Source organism: Paenibacillus kribbensis, assembly GCF_001705305.1.
GTDB lineage: Bacteria > Bacillota > Bacilli > Paenibacillales > Paenibacillaceae > Paenibacillus > Paenibacillus kribbensis_B.
The window spans coordinates 22,132-41,495 of record NZ_MCBP01000005.1 but is presented as its reverse complement, the minus strand read 5'-3'; the positions used below and the strand labels follow the sequence as shown (position 1 = coordinate 41,495).

Sequence of the window (19,364 nt, the reverse complement as noted above, 5' to 3'; positions counted from 1 at the left end):
TGATAAAATATGAAAGATAACAACGTGAGGATTGTAAAATCCGGAACTGAGAATCACTGGAGGTGCGAAAGCGATGGGACCCATCAAGACAAAAGGTCGTCGTTTTCCTTTGCTGCCTTTAAGAGGACTTCTGGTCTACCCGAGCATGGTTCTGCATCTCGATGTGGGCCGGGAAAAATCGGTCAAGGCTTTGGAAAAAGCGATGGTTGAAGACAATTTGATTCTCCTGTGTTCTCAATCAGAGGTAAATATTGAAGAACCCGCACAAGAGGATATTTTTCGAGTCGGCACGGTAGCCAAGGTGCGCCAGATGCTCAAGCTTCCTAACGGAACGATTCGGGTGCTGGTGGAAGGGCTGGAACGTGCCGAGATTATCCAATATACGGACAATGAAGAATATTACGAGGTACTGGCCAAGGAACTGCATGAGGCAGAAAACGTGCAGCCCGAGACAGATGCGCTGATGCGCACTGTATTGACCCAGTTCGAGCATTATATCAACTTGTCCAAAAAGGTAACGCCCGAGACACTTGCTGCGGTATCCGATATTGAGGAGCCTGGACGGCTGGCAGACGTCATCACAAGCCATCTGACGCTCAAGATTAAGGAAAAGCAGGATATCCTGGAGACGATTGACGTAACTCAGCGTCTGGAGAAGCTTCTGGATATTTTGAACAACGAGCGTGAGGTTCTGGAGCTGGAACGTAAAATCAGCCAGCGAGTGAAAAAACAAATGGAAAAGACGCAGAAGGAATATTATCTGCGTGAACAAATGAAGGCGATTCAGAAGGAGCTTGGCGAGAAGGAAGGTCGTGCAGGAGAAGTTGAAGAGCTGCGCAACCAGTTGAGTGAGCTGGAGCTGCCTGTTCCGGTAAAAGAGAAGATCGAAAAGGAAATCGACCGTCTGGAAAAAATGCCTGCAAGCTCCGCCGAGGGTGGCGTCATCCGCAATTACGTCGATTGGCTGTTAAGCCTGCCATGGAATACGTTTACCGATGATGACCTGGATATTGCCAAGGCTGAAGAGGTGCTGAATCATGACCACTATGGACTGGATAAACCGAAGGAGCGGGTACTGGAGTACTTGGCTGTGCGCAAGCTGGTGAAGACTATTAAGGGACCGATTCTGTGTCTCGTAGGTCCACCAGGGGTCGGCAAGACCTCGCTGGCTCGTTCGATTGCCAAATCCATGGGGCGGGAATTTGTCCGCATCTCCCTCGGTGGTGTGCGGGATGAAGCAGAAATCCGTGGTCATCGCCGGACCTATGTTGGTGCGATGCCGGGGCGTATCATTCAGGGAATGAAGACGGCAGGCACGTCCAATCCGGTCTTTTTGCTGGATGAGATTGATAAAATGGCTTCCGATTTTCGGGGAGATCCATCAGCAGCATTGCTGGAAGTGCTTGATCCCGAACAAAACAATACGTTCAGCGACCATTTTGTCGAGCTGCCATTTGATCTATCCAATGTGATGTTTGTGACGACAGCCAATGCTGCACACAATATCCCGCGCCCACTCATGGATCGCATGGAGACACTTTATATTCCTGGCTATACCGAACTGGAGAAGCTGGAGATTGCCAATCGGTACCTATTGCCCAAGCAGAAGAGAGAGCATGGTCTGGAAGAGGAGCAGCTGGTCATCGGGGAGGATACGCTGCTGCGTGTCATTCGCGAATATACCCGTGAATCCGGCGTGCGGAATCTCGAACAGCAACTGGCCTCCCTATGCCGTAAGGCTGCGAAGTCAGTTGTATCCGGTGGGGAAGGATCAATTCAAGTCACGCCGGATAATCTGAAAGATTATTTGGGCATCGCCAAATTCCGTTACGGTGTAGCGGAGCTGGAGGATCAGATCGGTACGGTTACAGGCCTGGCATGGACAGAGGTCGGTGGTGAAACGCTGATGATTGAAGTGACAGTTGTGCCTGGTAGCGGTAAACTGATTCTAACGGGTAAGCTTGGAGACGTGATGAAGGAATCCGCCCAGGCGGCATTCAGCTATACTCGTTCCAAAGCGATCGAGCTGGGCATTGAACCGGACTTTTATGAAAAAAATGATATTCACATCCATATTCCTGAGGGAGCGATTCCAAAGGATGGACCTTCTGCTGGAATCACCATTGCTACGGCATTGATTTCGGCATTGACCAACCGTCATGTATCGAAGGATGTGGCTATGACGGGCGAAATTACCCTGCGCGGTCGTGTGCTGCCGATTGGTGGTTTGAAAGAGAAGTCGCTGGCAGCTCATCGGGCAGGCTACAAAAAAATTCTGCTTCCGAAAGATAATGAACGGGATTTGAAGGATATTCCCGACAGTATCCGGCAGGATGTTGAATTCGTTCCCGTTGCCCATATGGATCAGGTGCTGAAGCATGCTTTGGTTGAGCAGGCAACGGTACATTAGAGAGGAATTAAGGACACAATGAAAGTAACAAAAGCAGAATTTATTATTAGTGCGGTTGGTCCCAATCAGTTTCCTGTAGACGCTTTGCCAGAGATTGCTCTGGCAGGGCGCTCTAATGTCGGGAAGTCTTCATTGATTAACCGCATGATTAGCCGCAAAAATTTGGCGCGTACCAGTTCTACGCCAGGGAAAACCCAACAGCTCAATTATTACCGGATTAATGATGATCTCTATTTTGTCGATTTTCCCGGCTACGGCTACGCTAAAGTATCCAAGACGTCCCGCAAAGCCTGGGGGCAAATGATTGAAGCTTATTTGCTGGAGCGGGAGCAGCTCAAGCTGGTGCTGCAAATGGTTGATTTGCGCCATCCACCGTCCAAGGATGATATCATGATGTATGATTGGCTGCGTCATAACGGGCTTCCCGTATGTGTTGTAGGTACAAAGGCAGATAAAATCCCCAAAACACGACGGGAAAAGCATTATAAAGTCATTAAGCAGGAACTCGGAATACTTCCCGGAGGATTGTTTATCCCCTTTTCATCTGAAGAAGGCATGGGCAAGGAAGAACTGTGGTCTGTTATCTCCGGCTATATAGGGAATGACGACGAAGAACAGACGGAATTGTAAATGCAGGGCGCCCTTGTGGCGTCCTTTTTCGTATATATAGCTGAGCAATCACGCGGATTTCCAGCAGAAAAGTGAGCATATGGGGGATAATGCCATCTCAATGAAGATATTTTCCGTTTAATTCTCATGAATGACCGATTTTTGTGAACTGATTTGAAAGAAAAGCGCTGTTGGTCTGATGTATAATAAATTGTAAAGCTCGAACTATAGGTTCAGGAAAGAATTGAGGAGATTGGTATGGCTCAGCGGTTAGCCACAGAGTATGTAAAAACCACTTTGACCTTGTCGAAAACTCAAATGGATGAATTTTTGCAGGCAGTGGATGATCCCCAAGTGCATTACCGAATTAAAGTGCTGGATAACGGGGGACAGGAAATCGTTCTGGAGCATACTGCGGGTGAGGAAGTTCATTTGTTTTTTGAAGCCAAAGAGGGAGAATATGTCTGTGAATTGACTTGCCGCTTAATTCATCCGCAACTAACCTTGTTTATACGCAAACTTTTTGTTCGCTTTAAGGGTGAGGGCATTGTTTACCGGATGTATCAAGGATTCACAATGGTGTATTTTTATAACGAAGGCACTGTTCGCAAAATTATGGAGAAGAATGCCGAAGGCTCCAAGCTGGTATTTGAATATAAAAACACAGTACAGGATCTACAACAGCTTTTTCAGCATCAAAACGTGGAAAATGAAATATCAGCCGTGTATAATCTCATTAATTCGTTGCTGGATCAACGGAATCTGGCTCGTACATTCTCGGAGCTAGAACAGATTGATCAAAAGCTTCGGATGAGCTGCTCCAGGCTGTTTGCGCTGGAAGCTTAAATTGGGCTTGGGCAGGCTGGAATGAATCGTTATGCAGAGCAGTCTCTTCGCTACCGGAAGGGGCTTTTTTATTCCAAAAAAATGATTGCATTTGCTGTACATAGATGTTATTTTTAATCTCGTTGAAAATGAATATAGGAACCAGGATTCACTCAGGGACATTGAATGTTGCAAGAGGTTATCCCTCGGGAAGTGAATGACGTAGGTCCTAGCGGATGAAATTTTTTTCAAACATTTTATTCCTAGGAAGGGGGAACCGAAAGATGGAATTGGAGTACTCAACTTTCGGAAGACACGTTGCCGTAGATACTTGGGGTGTTGAGTTTGAATTGCTGAATAATGCGCAGTTTCTGGAGACTCAATTGGTTGAGGCTGCTGAAGCTTGCGGAGCAACGGTGATGTCCGTTCAATCCAAGCAATTTGAACCACAGGGAGCTACTGTGCTTGTACTGTTGTCGGAGAGTCATCTCTCTATTCATACGTATCCTGAGAGAGGATTTGCCGCTATTGATTGTTACACCTGCGGTGAGACTGTTGATCCGCAGCTGGCTATCGATTACCTGGTATCCGTCCTAAAACCGGAAAAAACATATGCGAAGAAGCTGATTCGCGGCCTGGGAGAGCTTCAGGTGGAATCACCGGAGAGCAAGCGCGCTGAATTGGTGTAATTCGTTTCTTATGGAGCCATTCGCGTGGTCCTATATCATAACCATGGAATTTTCCATGGTTATTTGTTTTAAAAGTAGTCTACACTAAATCAAATGATACAGAGCGTGGCGGATGTTCAGGTAACCTATCTAATTTTCATAAACAATTCATAAAACAGCCCGAGGAGAATCAGACTTCTGTGATATAATTAACATAGTTTATGATAACAGTGGTTATTCTTATTACAGTTTAGGCAGGTGAATTTGCAATGCACATCGTCGTTGTTGGGTTGAATTATCGTACGGCGCCTGTGGAAGTCAGAGAGCGTTTTACATTTGCAGAACAAGATTTGCCAAAAGCGCTGGAGCAACTCAAACTTACTAAAAGTGTGTTGGAGGGCGTAGTTGTCGCAACCTGCAATCGAACTGAGATATATGTCGTGGTGGACCGCCTTCACATGTGCGGTTATTTTATACGCAGTTTTATGGAGCAATGGTTCGGTATTCCGCGTGATCAATTTACACAGCATTTATATATATATGAGGATGAGCAGGCGATCCGGCATTTGTTTCGGGTGACTTGTGGTCTGGATTCGATGGTCATTGGGGAAACCCAAATTTTAGGACAAGTGAAGAATGCTTTTCTTCAGGCTCAATCCCAAAAAATTACGGCCACGTGGTTTAATATGTTGTTTAAACAAGCCGTCACATTGGGCAAGCGTGCCCACTCGGAGACGTCCATTGGAGAAAGCGCCGTATCTGTCAGCTATGCAGCAGTTGAGCTGGGCAAGCGAATTTTCGGCATGTTTACCGATAAGAAAGTGCTGATTCTCGGTGCAGGTAAAATGAGCGAGCTTACCGTTAAGCATTTGTACAGTGGTGGAGCAGCCGAGGTTATTGTGGCGAACCGGACTTTGTCCCGTGCGGAAGACCTGGCCTCCAAGTTTCACGGAACGCCGGTTACGATGGAGGAAGGCATTCAACGGTTGGTCGATGTGGATATTGTGATCAGCTCGACAGGTGCGCAAGGATATATACTGGATCGGGATCGGGTTGAAGCCAGTATGAAAAGACGTCAGTCCCGTCCTTTGTTTATGATCGATATCGCGGTTCCGCGTGATCTGGACCCAGCTATTGGGGAATTGCCGAACGTTTTTCTATACGATATTGATGATTTGGAAGGTATCGTGGAGAGCAACCTGGAAATGCGTCGTACCGAGGCCGCCAAAATCGAGCATATGATCGAAGGCGAGCTTAGCGAATTTTATCAATGGTTGAAAACGATGGGAGTGCGTCCGGTGATTCGTGCTTTACAGGAAAAAGCGGAATCCGTACACCAGGATACATTGGAAAGCTTGTTCAACAAGCTTCCGGAGCTGGATGAACGGCAACGCAAAGTGATTAGCCGCTTGACGAAGAGCATGCTGAACCAGATGATGCATGATCCTATCAATCGGGTGAAGGAATTGGCAGTCCAAAAGCAGGGGAATGAGGCATTAGAGTTGTTTAGCCACATTTTTGCTCTGGAAGATCGTTTGGAGGACGCCGCTCAGAAAGTAGATAAAAGCGATGCATCCGCGTTAATGAAACCGGAGGCCGGTGTTCATGAAACATCCGATCAGGTCCAAGCCTCGCCAGCGTCGTTAGCGCCGGCTGGCCTGTAAAGGTAGGTGTACAGACGTGGCTTCAGGCATGCTTATATATGATTCAATGATTTATGTTTTTGCCCTGAGCCTTCTGTTTGTATTCTCGGATGGAATTCGTCGCAATGCGAATGCCAAACGGACAGGTACAGGGCTTCTTGTTGTCGTTCTTTTGCTCCAGCTCGTATATATGGGAATAAGAACCTGGAACGAGGGGCACCTTCCTATTTTTGTGAGCTACGATTTTTTATTTCTGTTCTCATTTATTTTAGTGCTGATTTCTTTGATTTTGTCACGTTATCAGCATTCTGAATTTGCGGTTTTGCTGCTCAATATTATTAGCTTCGCGGTGCTTGTGCTCAATAAAATATGGATGGAGCCCACCGACAACCCACTTGCAAATTGGCATACCGTGCATGGGCTGCTGCTCATTCATATTGCGTTGGCTAATCTCGGCTTTGTAGCGATGACGGTGGCGGCTGTATTTTCGGGCTTATACCTGTTTTTGCATCGTAAATTGAAAGTAAAGAAATGGAATGACACGATCAGGCGTCTGCCAAGCCTCGAAATGATGGATCGGTATACGCATAAGGCCCTGTTGATTGGCACTCCTTTACTCGGAGTTTCCATTGTCGTTGCAGTCATTTCTATTATTGCCGAGGAGCGCTGGCGTCTTTTGCTGGATAGCAAAGTGCTGATGACAGCGATATCCTTATGCGTGTATATTATATTGTTAGTGAGTAAAAGATTGAATCAGCGTTCAGGACTCGTGATGGCCAAGTGGGCATTAGTGGGCTACACGCTATTAATTCTTAACTTTTTGCTGAATTCCTGGTCTGTATTTCATCAGTGGACGGGAGAGTGAATGAGCGTTTGCAACATTTTGTCCCGATTTCGTTGAACTGTAAGAATAAGATCTGTTGTGTTGTAGGCGGCGGTAGGATAGCGGAACGCAAGGTAAAGGGGCTGATAGGAAGCGGAGCATGCATTACCGTCATCAGCCCGAATATAACGCCGGATTTACAGCTTCTGGCCGATCACAAGCAGCTCCACTGGGTAAATCGCGTATATTGCGAGGGCGATCTCCAGGGGGCCTTTCTTGTATATGCGACAACGAATCAGAGAGAAGTGAATAATGCAGTTGCGCATGAGGCCAGACAAAGAGGTATACTGGTAAATGTGACAGACCGATCGGAAGAGGCTGACTTTATAACGCCGGGCATCCTTCGGCGGGGGAGGCTGACGATCAGTGTTTCCACTGCAGGGGCAGGCCCGGTTGTGACCGCCGATATTACATCAGCTTTAGAAGTATTATTCGGAAGCGAATATGAGCCATATCTGGATTTTATGTACGAAATGCGACAGATTATCAAACGTACTGTAAGTTCTCCGCAGCAAAGGGTCAAGCTTTTGAGGCGCTTGGCGAGCAGCGGTATTTTGGATCAAATACGAAATCATGAATTTGTCCCTTGGACCGAACAAGAGATAGACCTATGGATTGCGCAAAATCAGGAGGAATAACATGCGAACAATTGTGGTAGGCAGCAGACAGAGCGCGCTTGCGTTAACTCAGACCGGACATGTCATTGAGGATTTGAATGCGCTGTGCGCGGAGCATGGATTGGCTTTGCAGTTTGTCGTGAAAAAAATACTGACCAAGGGCGATCGAATATTGGATGTAACCTTGTCCAAAGTAGGCGGCAAAGGACTTTTTGTCAAAGAAATTGAGCAGGCCATGCTGGCTGGTGAGATTGATATGGCAGTACATAGTATGAAGGATATGCCGTCCGAATTGCCGGAAGGCCTTGTCAACGGCGCTGTACCGCGCCGGGAGGACCCACGTGATTGCCTAATTACACTCGGGGCCAAGAGCTTGGAGGATTTGCCTCAAGGAGCGAAAGTAGGCACGAGCAGTCTGCGCCGTGCCAGTCAGATCAAAGCCATGCGACCTGATCTACAATTAGAGCCTGTACGTGGCAATATTGATTCCCGTCTGAAAAAGCTGGAGACGGAAGGATTTGACGCCATTATTTTGGCAGCGGCGGGCTTGCACCGGATGGGCTGGAAAGAGCGAATTACGTCCTATATACCAGAGGAAGCTTGCTTACCGGCCGTTGGACAGGGAGCGCTCGGTATTGAATGCCGCGCCGACGATGAAGAGCTGTTGTCATTGTTGCGTCTTTACAATGACCAGGATACCTCGGCCACGGTTGCTGCAGAGCGAACCTTTCTTGGCGTACTGAATGGGGGATGCCAAGTGCCGATCGGGGCTCATGCGGTCTGGGCTGGACAAGAAATCCGCCTTACGGGCATGGTAGGCTCGCCGGATGGCGAGGTTATTTTGAAGGAAACGCTCCAGGGAGATGATCCGCAAAAGCTGGGAGAAGCAGTGGCTTCCAGCTTGATTGCCAAGGGAGCAGAACAGATTTTGGCACAGGTAAGGGGATGATGATATGGCAGGGAAGGTATATTTAGTTGGCGCAGGGCCCGGAGACGCGAGATTAATTACGGTCAAGGGATGGGAATGTATTCAACTGGGGGATGTCATTGTGTATGACAGACTGGCAAGCCCACGCCTCTTGGGACTGATGAAGCCGGGAGCCCAGAAAATATATGTCGGCAAGCTGCCGGATCGTCACACCATGAAGCAAGAGGAAATTAATCAGCTGCTGGTGGACTTGGCCTTGGAAGGGAAAACGGTTGTTCGGCTCAAAGGGGGAGACCCCACCATATTTGGCCGTGTTGGAGAGGAAGCCGGGCTGCTGCGCAAACACGGTATTTCCTATGAAATCATACCCGGCATCACTTCAGCCATCAGCGTACCCGCCTATGCGGGCATTCCGGTTACACACCGGGATATGGCCTCATCGCTGTCAATCATTACAGGGCATGAAAGTCCGGATAAACTCGATAAAAGTATTCATTGGGATAAAGTAACGAACGCAACGGGCACACTGATCTTTATGATGGGTGTGGCGAAGATCGGTTATATCAGTGAGCAACTGATGAAGCACGGCAAGCCGTCTAGTACACCCGTTGCTTTGATTCGTTGGGGAACTCGTGCAGAGCAGGATACACTGGTGGGTACGCTGGCGGATATCGAGGCCAAGGTGAAGGCCGCTAATTTCCAGCCTCCGGCTGTCATCGTGGTCGGAGAAGTGGTGAAGCAGCGTGAACAGTTAAAATGGGCTGAGGATATGCCTTTGTTCGGCAAGCGGATTTTGGTCACCCGTGCACGCGCACAGGCCAGCAGTCTGGTTCGCCGGATTGAGGAGCTCGGCGGCGAGCCCTATGAGTTCCCTGTCATCCGGACGGTAGTCCCTTCGGACGAGCCGACGAAACAGCAAATTAAAGAGGCATTTGCACGACTGCCTGAATACGATTGGGTATTTTTTACAAGTGTTAATGGAGTGGAGTACTTTTTCACCCACCTGAAGGAGCAGGGCAAGGATGTACGTGCGCTGTTCAAAGCGCGTATTGCCGCGGTTGGTCCAGCTACAGCAGCCGCACTTCGAACACATGGAATCGTGGCAGAACAGATCGAAGGTCCGTTTCAGGCAGAGGGCTTGCTCCAAGCGTTTGAGCAGGATTTGCAGGCAGGGCAGAACGTATTCCTCCCCAGAGGTGATCTCGCTCGGCCTTGGCTGCCAGAAAAGCTCAGGGACATGGGGCTTGAGGTGACTGAGGTTGATTTGTACCAAACGGTGCTGGCGGCTAATACACAGGATGATGAGTTGCTCAAGCTGCTTGAGGAGCGCGCCATTCACGCCATTACGTTTACCAGTTCCTCAACCGTTACCTTTTTTATGGAAGCGCTCAGGCAAATGGGGATTGATGATCCGGTGTCGCTGCTGGAGGGGGTTGCGATTGCTGTAATTGGTCCATTGACCGGTGAGACAGCTACCCAAGCCGGTTTGACCGTCAGCTTGATGTCGGAGAAGGCGACCATTGAAAGTTTGGTCCAATCGCTGTGTGACTGGAAACAATCAAGTACTACTGTGACTTTATAATTTGTGTTTTTACCAAATGAATGTATAGAATGTGGAGGTTTGCAATCATGAGTGTACCTTTTACGAGACATCGTCGTTTGCGCCAGTCGGCTGCGATCCGCAGTATGGTGCGAGAGACCGTATTGAATCCGGCTGATTTTATCCAACCGATCTACGTAACATTTGGCACTGGGGTGAAGCATGAAATTAGCTCCATGCCAGGTGTATACCGTTTTTCTCTGGATCAGCTGGAGGAAGAACTGAAAGAAATTAGCGAGCTGGGCATTCCTGCTGTGCTCTTGTTTGGCATACCGGAAACCAAAGATAGCTTGGGAACATCTGCTTTTGTGGACGATGGGATTGTGCAGGAGGCTACTCGTCTGATCAAGTCCCGCTATCCCGAACTGCTGGTTGTAGCCGACACTTGTTTGTGCGAATTTACCGATCATGGGCACTGCGGTATGGTACACATGCATGAGCATGATGGCGAGGTATGCGGCGAAGTATTGAATGATGAATCCCTGGAGGTGCTGGTACGTACAGCGGTTTCCCAGGCCAGAGCTGGCGCGGATATTATTGCCCCATCCAATATGATGGACGGTTTTGTGCAGGCCATTCGGCAAGGACTGGATCAGGAAGGCTTTTCACATATTCCGATTATGTCGTATTCCGTCAAATATGCGTCTGCCTTTTACGGTCCTTTCCGTGAAGCCGCCAATTCTGCGCCGCAGTTTGGTGACCGCAAATCGTATCAGATGGACCCTGCCAATGCACGTGAAGCGTTGCGAGAAGCGGAATCTGACGTGCTTGAGGGTGCAGATATGCTGATGGTGAAGCCTTCTCTTTCTTATCTGGATGTGATGCGCACGATTAAGGATCAATTTGATCTGCCTATGGTGGCTTACAACGTCAGCGGTGAATATGCGATGGTCAAGGCGGCAGCCCTTCAAGGCTGGATTGATGAAAAAGCGATGGTGCTGGAAATTCTGACAAGTATGAAGCGTGCGGGTGCGGATATGATTATTACCTATTCTGCCAAGGATGCGGCAAGATGGTTGAAGCAATAAGCGTATTTTTCAGAAGACAGGAGTGATCAGAATGATCGACGAACAACGAACGGTGCGCAAGGATACGCGCTCCAAAGTCGCCTTTGATGAGGCAAAACAATATATTCCGGGTGGCGTAAACAGTCCGGTTCGGGCTTTTAAATCCGTAGGCATAACGCCAGTATATATCGACCGTGGAGAAGGATCACGTGTATATGATATCGACGGTCAATCCTATATAGACTATGTATGTTCATGGGGACCGCTTATTATGGGTCATGCACATCCCGAAGTGGTTAAAGCTTTACAGGCTGCAGTTGTAAAAGGAACCAGCTTCGGCGCACCAACGTTGGCGGAAACTGAAATGGCCAAGCTTGTATGTGAGCGTGTTCCTTCTATGGACCTTGTTCGTATGGTCAACTCGGGAACCGAGGCGACCATGAGTGCGATCCGACTCGCACGCGGATTTACGAAACGCAGCAAAATCCTTAAGTTTGGAGGTTCTTATCACGGTCATGCGGACAGCTTGCTGATTAAAGCGGGCTCTGGTGTTGCGACATTAGGTCTGCCCGATAGTCCGGGTGTACCTGAAGTCGTGGCCTCACATACGATCACTGTTCCTTATAATGATTTGGCTTCAGTGAAGCTGGCTTTCGAGAAATTTGGCGAAGAAATTGCTGCAATTATTGTCGAGCCGGTAGCAGGCAATATGGGTGTTGTACCGCCACAGCCTGGATTTTTGGAGGGTTTGCGTGAGGTAACCGGGCAATATGGAAGTCTGCTGATTTTTGATGAAGTGATGACCGGATTCCGGGTGGGACTTCATTCTGCCCAAGGGCGCTTTGGTGTGACGCCGGATCTTACGTGTCTGGGCAAAGTTATTGGTGGCGGACTGCCTGTAGGTGCTTACGGCGGACGTCGCGACATCTTGGAGCAAATCGCGCCATCCGGGCCAATCTATCAAGCGGGTACGCTGAGCGGAAATCCATTGGCTATGGCAGCAGGCTATTCGACGCTTAAATTGCTGACAACAGAAGTGTACGATCGCCTGGAAGAGCGGGCAGCACGGCTACAGGCCGGATTCGAACGTAACGCGCGTGAGTTGGGTATTCCTGTCTCGATCAACCGTGTGGGTTCCATGGTGTGTCCATTTTTCACGGACGAGAAGGTTGTCAATTTTGATACGGCTAAAACGAGTAATCAAGATCACTTCCGCCGTTATTTTACCGAAATGGTGAATGAGGGAGTCAGTGTGGCTCCATCTCAATTCGAGGGCATGTTCGTATCAGGTGTGCATACGGTTGAGGATATTGACGCCACCATTGAAGCGAACTATCGCGCGCTCAAACGTCTATGAGCTGGCAAGGTAGCTGGAGAAGAAGGGGACCTTGGCTGGAAGTCACACCGGGACGGGAAATTTCAGCTGGTGAAAATCGCATTGAGAATGTAGACCACGCTGAGGCTGTAGACCACTGGTTGCTGAACCGTTTGGGATTGCCGGACAAGCTGTGGCGCAGACTACGGCACGAAAAAGGGATTGAATATACAGGGGACCGGCTGCGGCTGGCCCTTTTTCCTGTAATGGACCTTGGCGTCATCCCACGTTGGTATGATTTGAAGATACTGTATGAGGATGATTTTTGCCTGGTCGTACACAAACCAGCAGGGATGGCGGTCCATCCAGACGGCGGTGTAAAGGATGGTCCGCTGACGTTGGATCATGCTGTCGCATCCTATTATGAAATCAATGGCATTCATGCAGCAGTACGGCATGTGCATCGTCTCGATGTGGATACGACAGGCCCGGTGCTATATGCCAAAAACGAATTCGCGTTGCTCAAGCTGGACGAGCAAATGCGAGCCAAGGCTATCGACCGCCGCTATGTAGCTTTGGTACGGGGGGAAGTGCCTTCATCGCTGCGGACATTGGATTGGCCTATTGGCAAGGACAGGCATCACAAGCAGCGTCGCCGTGTATCTCCAACTGGGCAAAAGGCAGTTACCCATGTGGAACTTGGTGACGTATGGGGAAGTGGCCCAAGTGCGATTAGTCTCGTGTATCTGACATTGGACACCGGACGAACGCATCAAATTCGCGTTCATCTTAGTCATGCTGGCTTCCCGTTGCTGGGGGATGTATTATACGGTGGCCGGGCGACTGACTTTGGCAGGCAGGCGCTGCACGGAGAGCGTTTGACCTTCCGTCATCCGCTGAGCGGGGAAACGATTACCGTGGAGGATGCTTGGCCGGATGATTTGCAAAAGCTGCTCAAACAGCTATAAAAGATGGCATGCCTTCTATTTTGGCGCATATACTTGAACCTAGAAACGGTTTGCAATATGGAGTTTCCGTGCGCCTGACAGGAGTCAGAGGATGTGCGGAGGCTGCCCAAAGGAGGATGCCATCCTTGAATAAACAACAGAATGATCAGCCGCAAGGCTTGCGTTTTGATATTTATGAACGCATTCATTTGACGGAGGAAGCTGCCGGGATTGCTGAGTTGGAGGAAATTGAGCTTCTGCCACGCATTCAGGTTGTAACCCACGGCGACCATGCCGCTTTGCGAGGGCATTTGCTGCTGGAGGGCGTGTACCGCACACCTGAACAGGCCACGAACGAGCTTCATCATTTGATACCTGTGGAAATTACCATTCCGATGAATCGGGTAGGAAGATTGGAAGATATTTCAGTCGAGATTGAAAATTTTGATGTGGATCTGCTCTCCTTACGTAGTCTGAATATTACTGGCGTTCTTTCGTTGCACGGGGTGGAAAGCTCGCATGCCGAGGAGACGGCGGTTTGGCTGGATGAGGAATTTACCGTAGTGCATGCACCTGATCATCCGGCTCAATCTCCTTCCACCGATGGTGAGCATCGGCAGGAAGGGATTTATTCTACTCAACAGGAGTTTGCTTCCTGGGAACAGCCGTCACTGGAGCATGGGGAGTATAAACTGTCACCGGAACAGCAAGCTTATGAGCCAGCTGTAGACTCTAATCGATTCTATGAGCCTTGGACGGGCAAAGCGGTTGAAGATAGCCCTTCCGAGATAAAGCACGAACATGCTACACCGGAAGTATGGGGGTTTCAGCAGGAGGAAGCATGGACGGGAAGTGAGCCGAAGGTATCTGCTGCATCTTCCGATGTGGTGCATGATCCTTTGCAGTCTGAAGCACATTTCTCAGCAGAGCCGGGGGGCTATCTGGAGCCGCAATTGGAAGCGAGCCAGGTGGATGATTTTAGGCCTGAAGCGTCAGAACAAGTGGACCATACGGTCCATGACACCTTTGCCGACGAGAAGCCGGAGATGCGCGTCGCGCTTAACAGCAAAAAGGACGAAGGAGCAGACGAACCGGACACGGTTGTCTACTCGTCATTGCTCCAATCGAGCCGTTCGGTGAAAGAAGCGGAATACCAGCATCAGCTGGAGCTGGAGCAGCAGCCGCAGGATCAGGAGCAGAAAGCCGAAGAAGAGCGGGAGAATGCCAAGTGGAAAAACCTTTTTTTCCATACGCAGGATGAAACGCCTTTCCGCAAGGTCCGCTTATGCATCGTGCAGCGTGAGGATACGCTGGAAACGATAGCTGATCGCTATCAGCTCAGTTCACGGGAGCTTCAATTGTATAACAGATTGGCGGAGCATCATGTAGAAGAAGGTCAGGTATTGTACATCCCTTGATCCAGCAGCCGAAAAATGCGCAGCGGGTGTTGACTATAGTCAATGGGAAATGTATGATGTGGTATAGCTATTGAAAGACTGAGATCGGGAAGAGTAGGCAGCAAGCCCTTCAGAGAGTGGAATTGCAGCGCTGTGAGGTTCCGCAGGAAGCTACTGGCCGAAGTCACCCGGGAGTCGCCTGTTTGAACGGTCCCTCATTTCATTCCAACGGAAGGTACGAGGTTCACGGTAGAATAAGGCCGGTCCGCAACCGTTATCTGCATAAAGTGTCACACCATGTGTAATGGATCAGTGGATACATACACGAGGGGTGAAACAAAGGTGGTACCGCGAAAGAACAGCCTTTCGTCCTTTGAGGATGAAGGGCTTTTTTTATTTGCCAATTGAAAATCATGGGGGTATCCTGATATGTCAGAACAAGACAACAAGACAACCTTGGAAATGCCAACAACGTACGATCCAAAATCAGCAGAGAAAAAATGGTACAAAACGTGGATGGAGAAGGGTTATTTCCGCGCCGGACAACATCCAGAGGCAGAGCCTTTTACAATCGTTATTCCACCACCGAATGTGACGGGTATGCTGCATATTGGACATGCGCTTGATTTTACCCTGCAGGATATTATTATCCGCACCAAACGGATGCAGGGCTATGATGCCTTGTGGCTGCCAGGGGCAGACCATGCGGGTATTGCTACGCAAACAAAGGTAGAGCAGAAGCTGCGCGAAGAAGGTCTGACACGCTATGACTTGGGCCGCGAGAAGTTTTTGGAGAAGGTATGGGAATGGAAGGAACTTTATTTGGATAACATCCATAATCAATGGGAGAAAATGGGTTTTTCTCTCGACTATTCTCGTGAACGCTTTACGCTGGATGAGGGACTGTCCCAAGCAGTGCGCGAAGTATTCGTAAAACTGTACAAAAAAGGCCTCATCTATCGCGGTAAACGCATCATTAACTGGGACCCTGCTGCACGTACGGCATTGTCGGACATTGAGGTGGAATACAAAGAGGTGAACGGAAATCTGTATCACCTTCAATATCCACTGAAAGACGGCAGCGGATTTATTACGGTTGCCACTACCCGTCCTGAAACGATGCTGGGCGATACAGCTGTTGCTGTACATCCGGAAGATGAGCGGTACAAGCAAATGATCGGCAAAACACTTGTGCTTCCGATTATCGGGCGGGAAATTCCGATCATTGCGGACGATTATGTAGATAAAGATTTCGGTAGCGGCGCGGTTAAAATTACACCAGCTCATGATCCGAACGACTTTGAAATGGGACAACGTCACCAGCTGCCACAAATTACAGTCATGGACGAAACAGGGACGATGAATGCCGAAGCAGGCAAATATCAGGGCCTTGATCGCAGCGATTGCCGTAAGCAAATCGTTGCTGATCTGAAAGAGCAGGGCGTACTCATCCGTATTGAAGAGCATGTGCACCAGGTAGGCCACAGCGAGCGTACAGGGGTGGTTGTAGAACCTTATCTGTCTACACAATGGTTTGTAGAAATGAAGCCTCTGGCAGCCAAAGCGATTGAAGTACAGAAGGCTGGGAACGGCGTAAATTTTGTACCGGATCGCTTTGAACGTACTTATCTGCATTGGATTGAAAATGTGCGTGACTGGTGTATTTCCCGTCAGTTGTGGTGGGGACACCGTATTCCGGCTTGGTACGACGAGGAAACCGGAGAAGTTATTGTATCGGCAGAGGACCCTACAACTTTGCCGGAATATGCTGGCAGAAAGCTAAAACAGGATGAGGATGTACTGGATACATGGTTCAGCTCTGGTTTGTGGCCGTTTTCGACATTGGGCTGGCCTGAGCAGACCGAAGATCTCAAACGCTACTACCCGACTAATGTCCTGGTTACAGGCTATGACATTATTTATTTCTGGGTGTCGCGGATGATTTTTACCGCACTGGAGTTTACAGATGAAATTCCGTTCAAGGACGTGCTTATGCACGGTCTGGTTCGTGATGCGGACGGTAGAAAAATGTCCAAATCGCTCGGTAATGGTGTTGATCCGCTCGACGTAATCGACCAATATGGAACGGACGCTATGCGTTATATGATTTCCACCAGCAGCACGCCAGGACAAGACCTTCGTTTCCGCTGGGAACGAGTGGAGCAAGCCCGCAACTTTGCCAATAAAATCTGGAATGCGTCCCGCTTTGCACTGATGAATTTGGAGGGTGTTACTGCGGCGGATATCGACATTACCGGTGATTTGGGCACTGCTGATCGTTGGATTCTCCACCGTCTAAACGAAACTTCACGTGACATTACGCGTCTAATAGATGCTTATGAATTTGGCGAGACAGGCCGCCTTCTGTATAACTTTATTTGGGATGATTTGTGCGACTGGTACATTGAGTTTGCGAAGCTTTCCCTATATGGTGACAACTCAGAGGCGAAAAAGAAAACACAGTCTGTACTGGCATATGTACTGGATCGGACACTACGCATGATTCATCCGTTCATGCCGTTTATCTCCGAGGAAATATGGCAGCATCTTCCGCATGAAGGCGAAACGATTACACTGGCCGCTTGGCCTGTGTATGATCCGGCTTTTGAGGATAAGGATGCGGTAGCTGAAATGAATTTGCTGATCGACGTGATTCGCACTGTGCGCAATATTCGCGCTGAAGTCAACGTGCCGATGAGCAAGAAGGTTGAATTGCTCGTAAAACCCGGCGATCAAGCCGTTCTCGATATCATTAACCGCAATGCGGAATATGTACGCCGATTCTGCAATACGTCCGAATTCGACGCGGGATTGGAGTTCTCCGTTCCAGATAAAGCCATGACATCTGTAGTCAGCGGCGCAGAGCTATACCTGCCATTGGCCGGACTGCTAGACATTGCCCAGGAAATTAGCAGACTGGAAAAAGAGCTTCAGCATTTGAACAGTGAAGTGGAGCGCGTGGAGAAAAAGCTTTCCAACCAAGGTTTCGTGGCTAAGGCACCAGCTAAAGTCATCGAGGAAGAGAAGGCAAAACAAGCTGATTACTCAGATAAGCGCGCCAAAGTTATCGCACGTATTGAAGAACTCAAGGGATAATTTCACTCACTATAAAATGACCTGAAGGTGAAAAGGATGTCAGATACGAACAGGGGCGGCGAGGCTGCTCCTTTACAAAGCTATGATGAGGCAGTGGAATGGATTAATGGTTTAATTCCGTTTGGAATCAGACCCGGACTTGAACGAATCGAGCAGCTAATGAGCCTGTTGGGTGATCCGCAACGACATTTGAAATTTGTGCATGTTGCGGGGACCAACGGCAAGGGCTCAACCTGTGCTTTTCTAACCTCCGTCCTAATGAAGTGTGGTTACGATGTCGGGACTTTTACGTCTCCGTACATCACACGATTTACGAACCGTTTTCAATTCAACGGGACCGACATTCCTGATGAGACGCTGGTTTTGCTTGCCAATCGCCTATACCCGCTGGTAAAAGAAATAGCAGCCAATGAATTGGGATCACCCACGATGTTTGAGGTATCGACAGCACTGGCTATTCTATACTATGCTACGGTGTCTTTTCCAGATGTTGTGGTATGGGAGACAGGTCTCGGGGGAAGGATGGATGTAACTAATATCGTGAGTCCTATCGTCTCGATTATTACGAATGTAGGTTATGACCATACAGACATTCTGGGAGATACGCTTGAGCAGATTGCAAGGGAAAAGGCGGGTATCATCAAGCCAGGTGTACCTGTTGTAAGCTGCGTTACCCAACCGGAGGCTATTCAGGTTATACGGGAAACGGCGCAAAGACAGGGAGCTACCCTGTATCTGGCAGGTGAACAGTTTACGTATGAACGGCTGAACGGGGACGAAACGGGCCAAACGTTTTCATTCGCTGGTCCTTTTCGGCACATGAAAATCGACATTGCGTTGTTAGGCGAGCATCAATGTGCTAATGCGGCAGGAGCTATGATGGCACTGGAGGTCCTTCGTCAGTACTTGGCCTTTGTGCTGGAGGATGACGAACTGCTGAAGGGCTTTAAACAAGCGGCTTGGGCTGGACGTCTCGAACAGGTCAGTACCTCCCCGAGAATTGTCCTTGACGGGGCTCATAATCCGGAAGGGGCACAGACGCTTGCAAAGAGTCTTCCCCAGCTGTATTCGTACAGAAAACTGGTTTTAATGATGGGGATGCTGTCAAACAAGCATCATGAGGCATACTTGCAGCATATACTGCCACTAGTGGATACGCTTATCCTGACCGAGCCCGTTTTTCGCCGCAAAATGGATGCCGCTGAATTGGCTCATCTCGTGGAGAAGCTGCGGCCGTCTTATGCCAAAACGGATTTGAAAATTATTGTAGAAGGTGACTGGAAAAAGGCTCTTGGCCTGCTTCAGTCACATACGGAAGCGGAAGATCTGGGGGTGGTGTCCGGTACGCTGTATCTCATTGCGGATGTACGGGCTACCCTTATGTATCAAACCGATTCGGAAAAAGGTTGGTGAAATTTG

Annotated in this window: 15 protein-coding genes and 1 other annotated feature; all 15 genes read left to right on the top strand. The window is 49.0% G+C overall.

Annotated elements, in window-relative coordinates; genetic code table 11:
* The first annotated feature begins 73 nt into the window (after positions 1 to 73).
* The 15 genes from lon (at position 74) to BAZ21_RS11075 (ending at position 19,358) form a co-directional block, all read left to right on the top strand.
* Positions 74 to 2,410 (top strand): endopeptidase La, encoded by a 2,337-nt coding sequence (gene lon, locus BAZ21_RS11145; protein ID WP_068500075.1) that lies wholly within the window; start codon positions 74 to 76, stop codon positions 2,408 to 2,410.
* Positions 2,411 to 2,428: 18 nt separating this feature from the next.
* Positions 2,429 to 3,040, top strand: coding sequence for a ribosome biogenesis GTP-binding protein YihA/YsxC (yihA, locus tag BAZ21_RS11140; protein ID WP_068500072.1), 612 nt, complete (start codon positions 2,429 to 2,431; stop codon positions 3,038 to 3,040).
* 237 nt (positions 3,041 to 3,277) lie between these two features.
* Positions 3,278 to 3,865, top strand: coding sequence for a non-ribosomal peptide synthetase module (locus BAZ21_RS11135; RefSeq protein WP_068500069.1), 588 nt, complete (start codon positions 3,278 to 3,280; stop codon positions 3,863 to 3,865).
* 269 nt (positions 3,866 to 4,134) lie between these two features.
* Positions 4,135 to 4,533 carry an adenosylmethionine decarboxylase gene (gene speD / locus BAZ21_RS11130; protein WP_068500902.1) on the top strand — a complete coding sequence of 133 codons (399 nt, stop codon included), beginning with the start codon at positions 4,135 to 4,137 and terminating at the stop codon, positions 4,531 to 4,533.
* A gap of 248 nt (positions 4,534 to 4,781) precedes the next feature.
* Positions 4,782 to 6,176: a glutamyl-tRNA reductase gene (gene hemA, locus BAZ21_RS11125; protein WP_068500067.1), complete on the top strand. Its 1,395-nt coding sequence runs from the start codon at positions 4,782 to 4,784 to the stop codon at positions 6,174 to 6,176.
* Between the two features lie 16 nt (positions 6,177 to 6,192).
* Positions 6,193 to 7,020 carry a cytochrome c biogenesis protein CcsA gene (gene ccsA, locus BAZ21_RS11120; RefSeq protein WP_068500064.1) on the top strand — a complete coding sequence of 276 codons (828 nt, stop codon included), beginning with the start codon at positions 6,193 to 6,195 and terminating at the stop codon, positions 7,018 to 7,020.
* A gap of 8 nt (positions 7,021 to 7,028) precedes the next feature.
* On the top strand, positions 7,029 to 7,676 hold the full coding sequence (locus BAZ21_RS11115) for a precorrin-2 dehydrogenase/sirohydrochlorin ferrochelatase family protein (RefSeq protein WP_068500899.1): 648 nt from the start codon (positions 7,029 to 7,031) through the stop codon (positions 7,674 to 7,676).
* Between the two features lies 1 nt (position 7,677).
* Entirely contained in the window at positions 7,678 to 8,604 is a 927-nt protein-coding gene (gene hemC, locus BAZ21_RS11110) for a hydroxymethylbilane synthase (RefSeq protein ID WP_068500061.1), read from the top strand.
* Between the two features lie 4 nt (positions 8,605 to 8,608).
* Entirely contained in the window at positions 8,609 to 10,165 is a 1,557-nt protein-coding gene (gene cobA, locus BAZ21_RS11105) for a uroporphyrinogen-III C-methyltransferase (protein ID WP_068500058.1), read from the top strand.
* Positions 10,166 to 10,212: 47 nt separating this feature from the next.
* Positions 10,213 to 11,211, top strand: coding sequence for a porphobilinogen synthase (hemB, locus tag BAZ21_RS11100; RefSeq protein WP_068500055.1), 999 nt, complete (start codon positions 10,213 to 10,215; stop codon positions 11,209 to 11,211).
* Positions 11,212 to 11,242: 31 nt separating this feature from the next.
* Positions 11,243 to 12,547 carry a glutamate-1-semialdehyde 2,1-aminomutase gene (gene hemL, locus BAZ21_RS11095; RefSeq protein ID WP_068500052.1) on the top strand — a complete coding sequence of 435 codons (1,305 nt, stop codon included), beginning with the start codon at positions 11,243 to 11,245 and terminating at the stop codon, positions 12,545 to 12,547.
* Positions 12,544 to 13,473 carry an RluA family pseudouridine synthase gene (locus BAZ21_RS11090; RefSeq protein ID WP_068500048.1) on the top strand — a complete coding sequence of 310 codons (930 nt, stop codon included), beginning with the start codon at positions 12,544 to 12,546 and terminating at the stop codon, positions 13,471 to 13,473. Before hemL ends, BAZ21_RS11090 begins: the two co-directional genes overlap by 4 nt.
* 125 nt (positions 13,474 to 13,598) lie before the next feature.
* Positions 13,599 to 14,870 carry a LysM peptidoglycan-binding domain-containing protein gene (locus BAZ21_RS11085; RefSeq protein WP_068500043.1) on the top strand — a complete coding sequence of 424 codons (1,272 nt, stop codon included), beginning with the start codon at positions 13,599 to 13,601 and terminating at the stop codon, positions 14,868 to 14,870.
* 71 nt (positions 14,871 to 14,941) lie between these two features.
* Positions 14,942 to 15,226 (top strand) — a binding site (T-box leader).
* A 52-nt stretch (positions 15,227 to 15,278) separates the two neighbouring features.
* Positions 15,279 to 17,945, top strand: a complete 2,667-nt coding sequence (locus BAZ21_RS11080) for a valine--tRNA ligase (protein ID WP_068500040.1) — start codon at positions 15,279 to 15,281, stop codon at positions 17,943 to 17,945.
* A gap of 36 nt (positions 17,946 to 17,981) precedes the next feature.
* Positions 17,982 to 19,358: a bifunctional folylpolyglutamate synthase/dihydrofolate synthase gene (locus tag BAZ21_RS11075; protein ID WP_068500038.1), complete on the top strand. Its 1,377-nt coding sequence runs from the start codon at positions 17,982 to 17,984 to the stop codon at positions 19,356 to 19,358.
* Positions 19,359 to 19,364 lie beyond the last annotated feature (6 nt).

Bases quoted from the DNA above. Each gene is read 5' to 3' on its own strand.
- lon (WP_068500075.1), top strand. From the start codon at position 74: ATGGGACCCATCAAGACAAAAGGTCGTCGTTTTCCTTTGCTGCCTTTA.
- yihA (WP_068500072.1), top strand. From the start codon at position 2,429: ATGAAAGTAACAAAAGCAGAATTTATTATTAGTGCGGTTGGTCCCAAT.
- BAZ21_RS11135 (WP_068500069.1), top strand. From the start codon at position 3,278: ATGGCTCAGCGGTTAGCCACAGAGTATGTAAAAACCACTTTGACCTTG.
- hemA (WP_068500067.1), top strand. From the start codon at position 4,782: ATGCACATCGTCGTTGTTGGGTTGAATTATCGTACGGCGCCTGTGGAA.
- hemC (WP_068500061.1), top strand. From the start codon at position 7,678: ATGCGAACAATTGTGGTAGGCAGCAGACAGAGCGCGCTTGCGTTAACT.
- cobA (WP_068500058.1), top strand. From the start codon at position 8,609: ATGGCAGGGAAGGTATATTTAGTTGGCGCAGGGCCCGGAGACGCGAGA.
- hemB (WP_068500055.1), top strand. From the start codon at position 10,213: ATGAGTGTACCTTTTACGAGACATCGTCGTTTGCGCCAGTCGGCTGCG.
- hemL (WP_068500052.1), top strand. From the start codon at position 11,243: ATGATCGACGAACAACGAACGGTGCGCAAGGATACGCGCTCCAAAGTC.
- BAZ21_RS11090 (WP_068500048.1), top strand. From the start codon at position 12,544: ATGAGCTGGCAAGGTAGCTGGAGAAGAAGGGGACCTTGGCTGGAAGTC.
- BAZ21_RS11080 (WP_068500040.1), top strand. From the start codon at position 15,279: ATGTCAGAACAAGACAACAAGACAACCTTGGAAATGCCAACAACGTAC.
- BAZ21_RS11075 (WP_068500038.1), top strand. From the start codon at position 17,982: ATGTCAGATACGAACAGGGGCGGCGAGGCTGCTCCTTTACAAAGCTAT.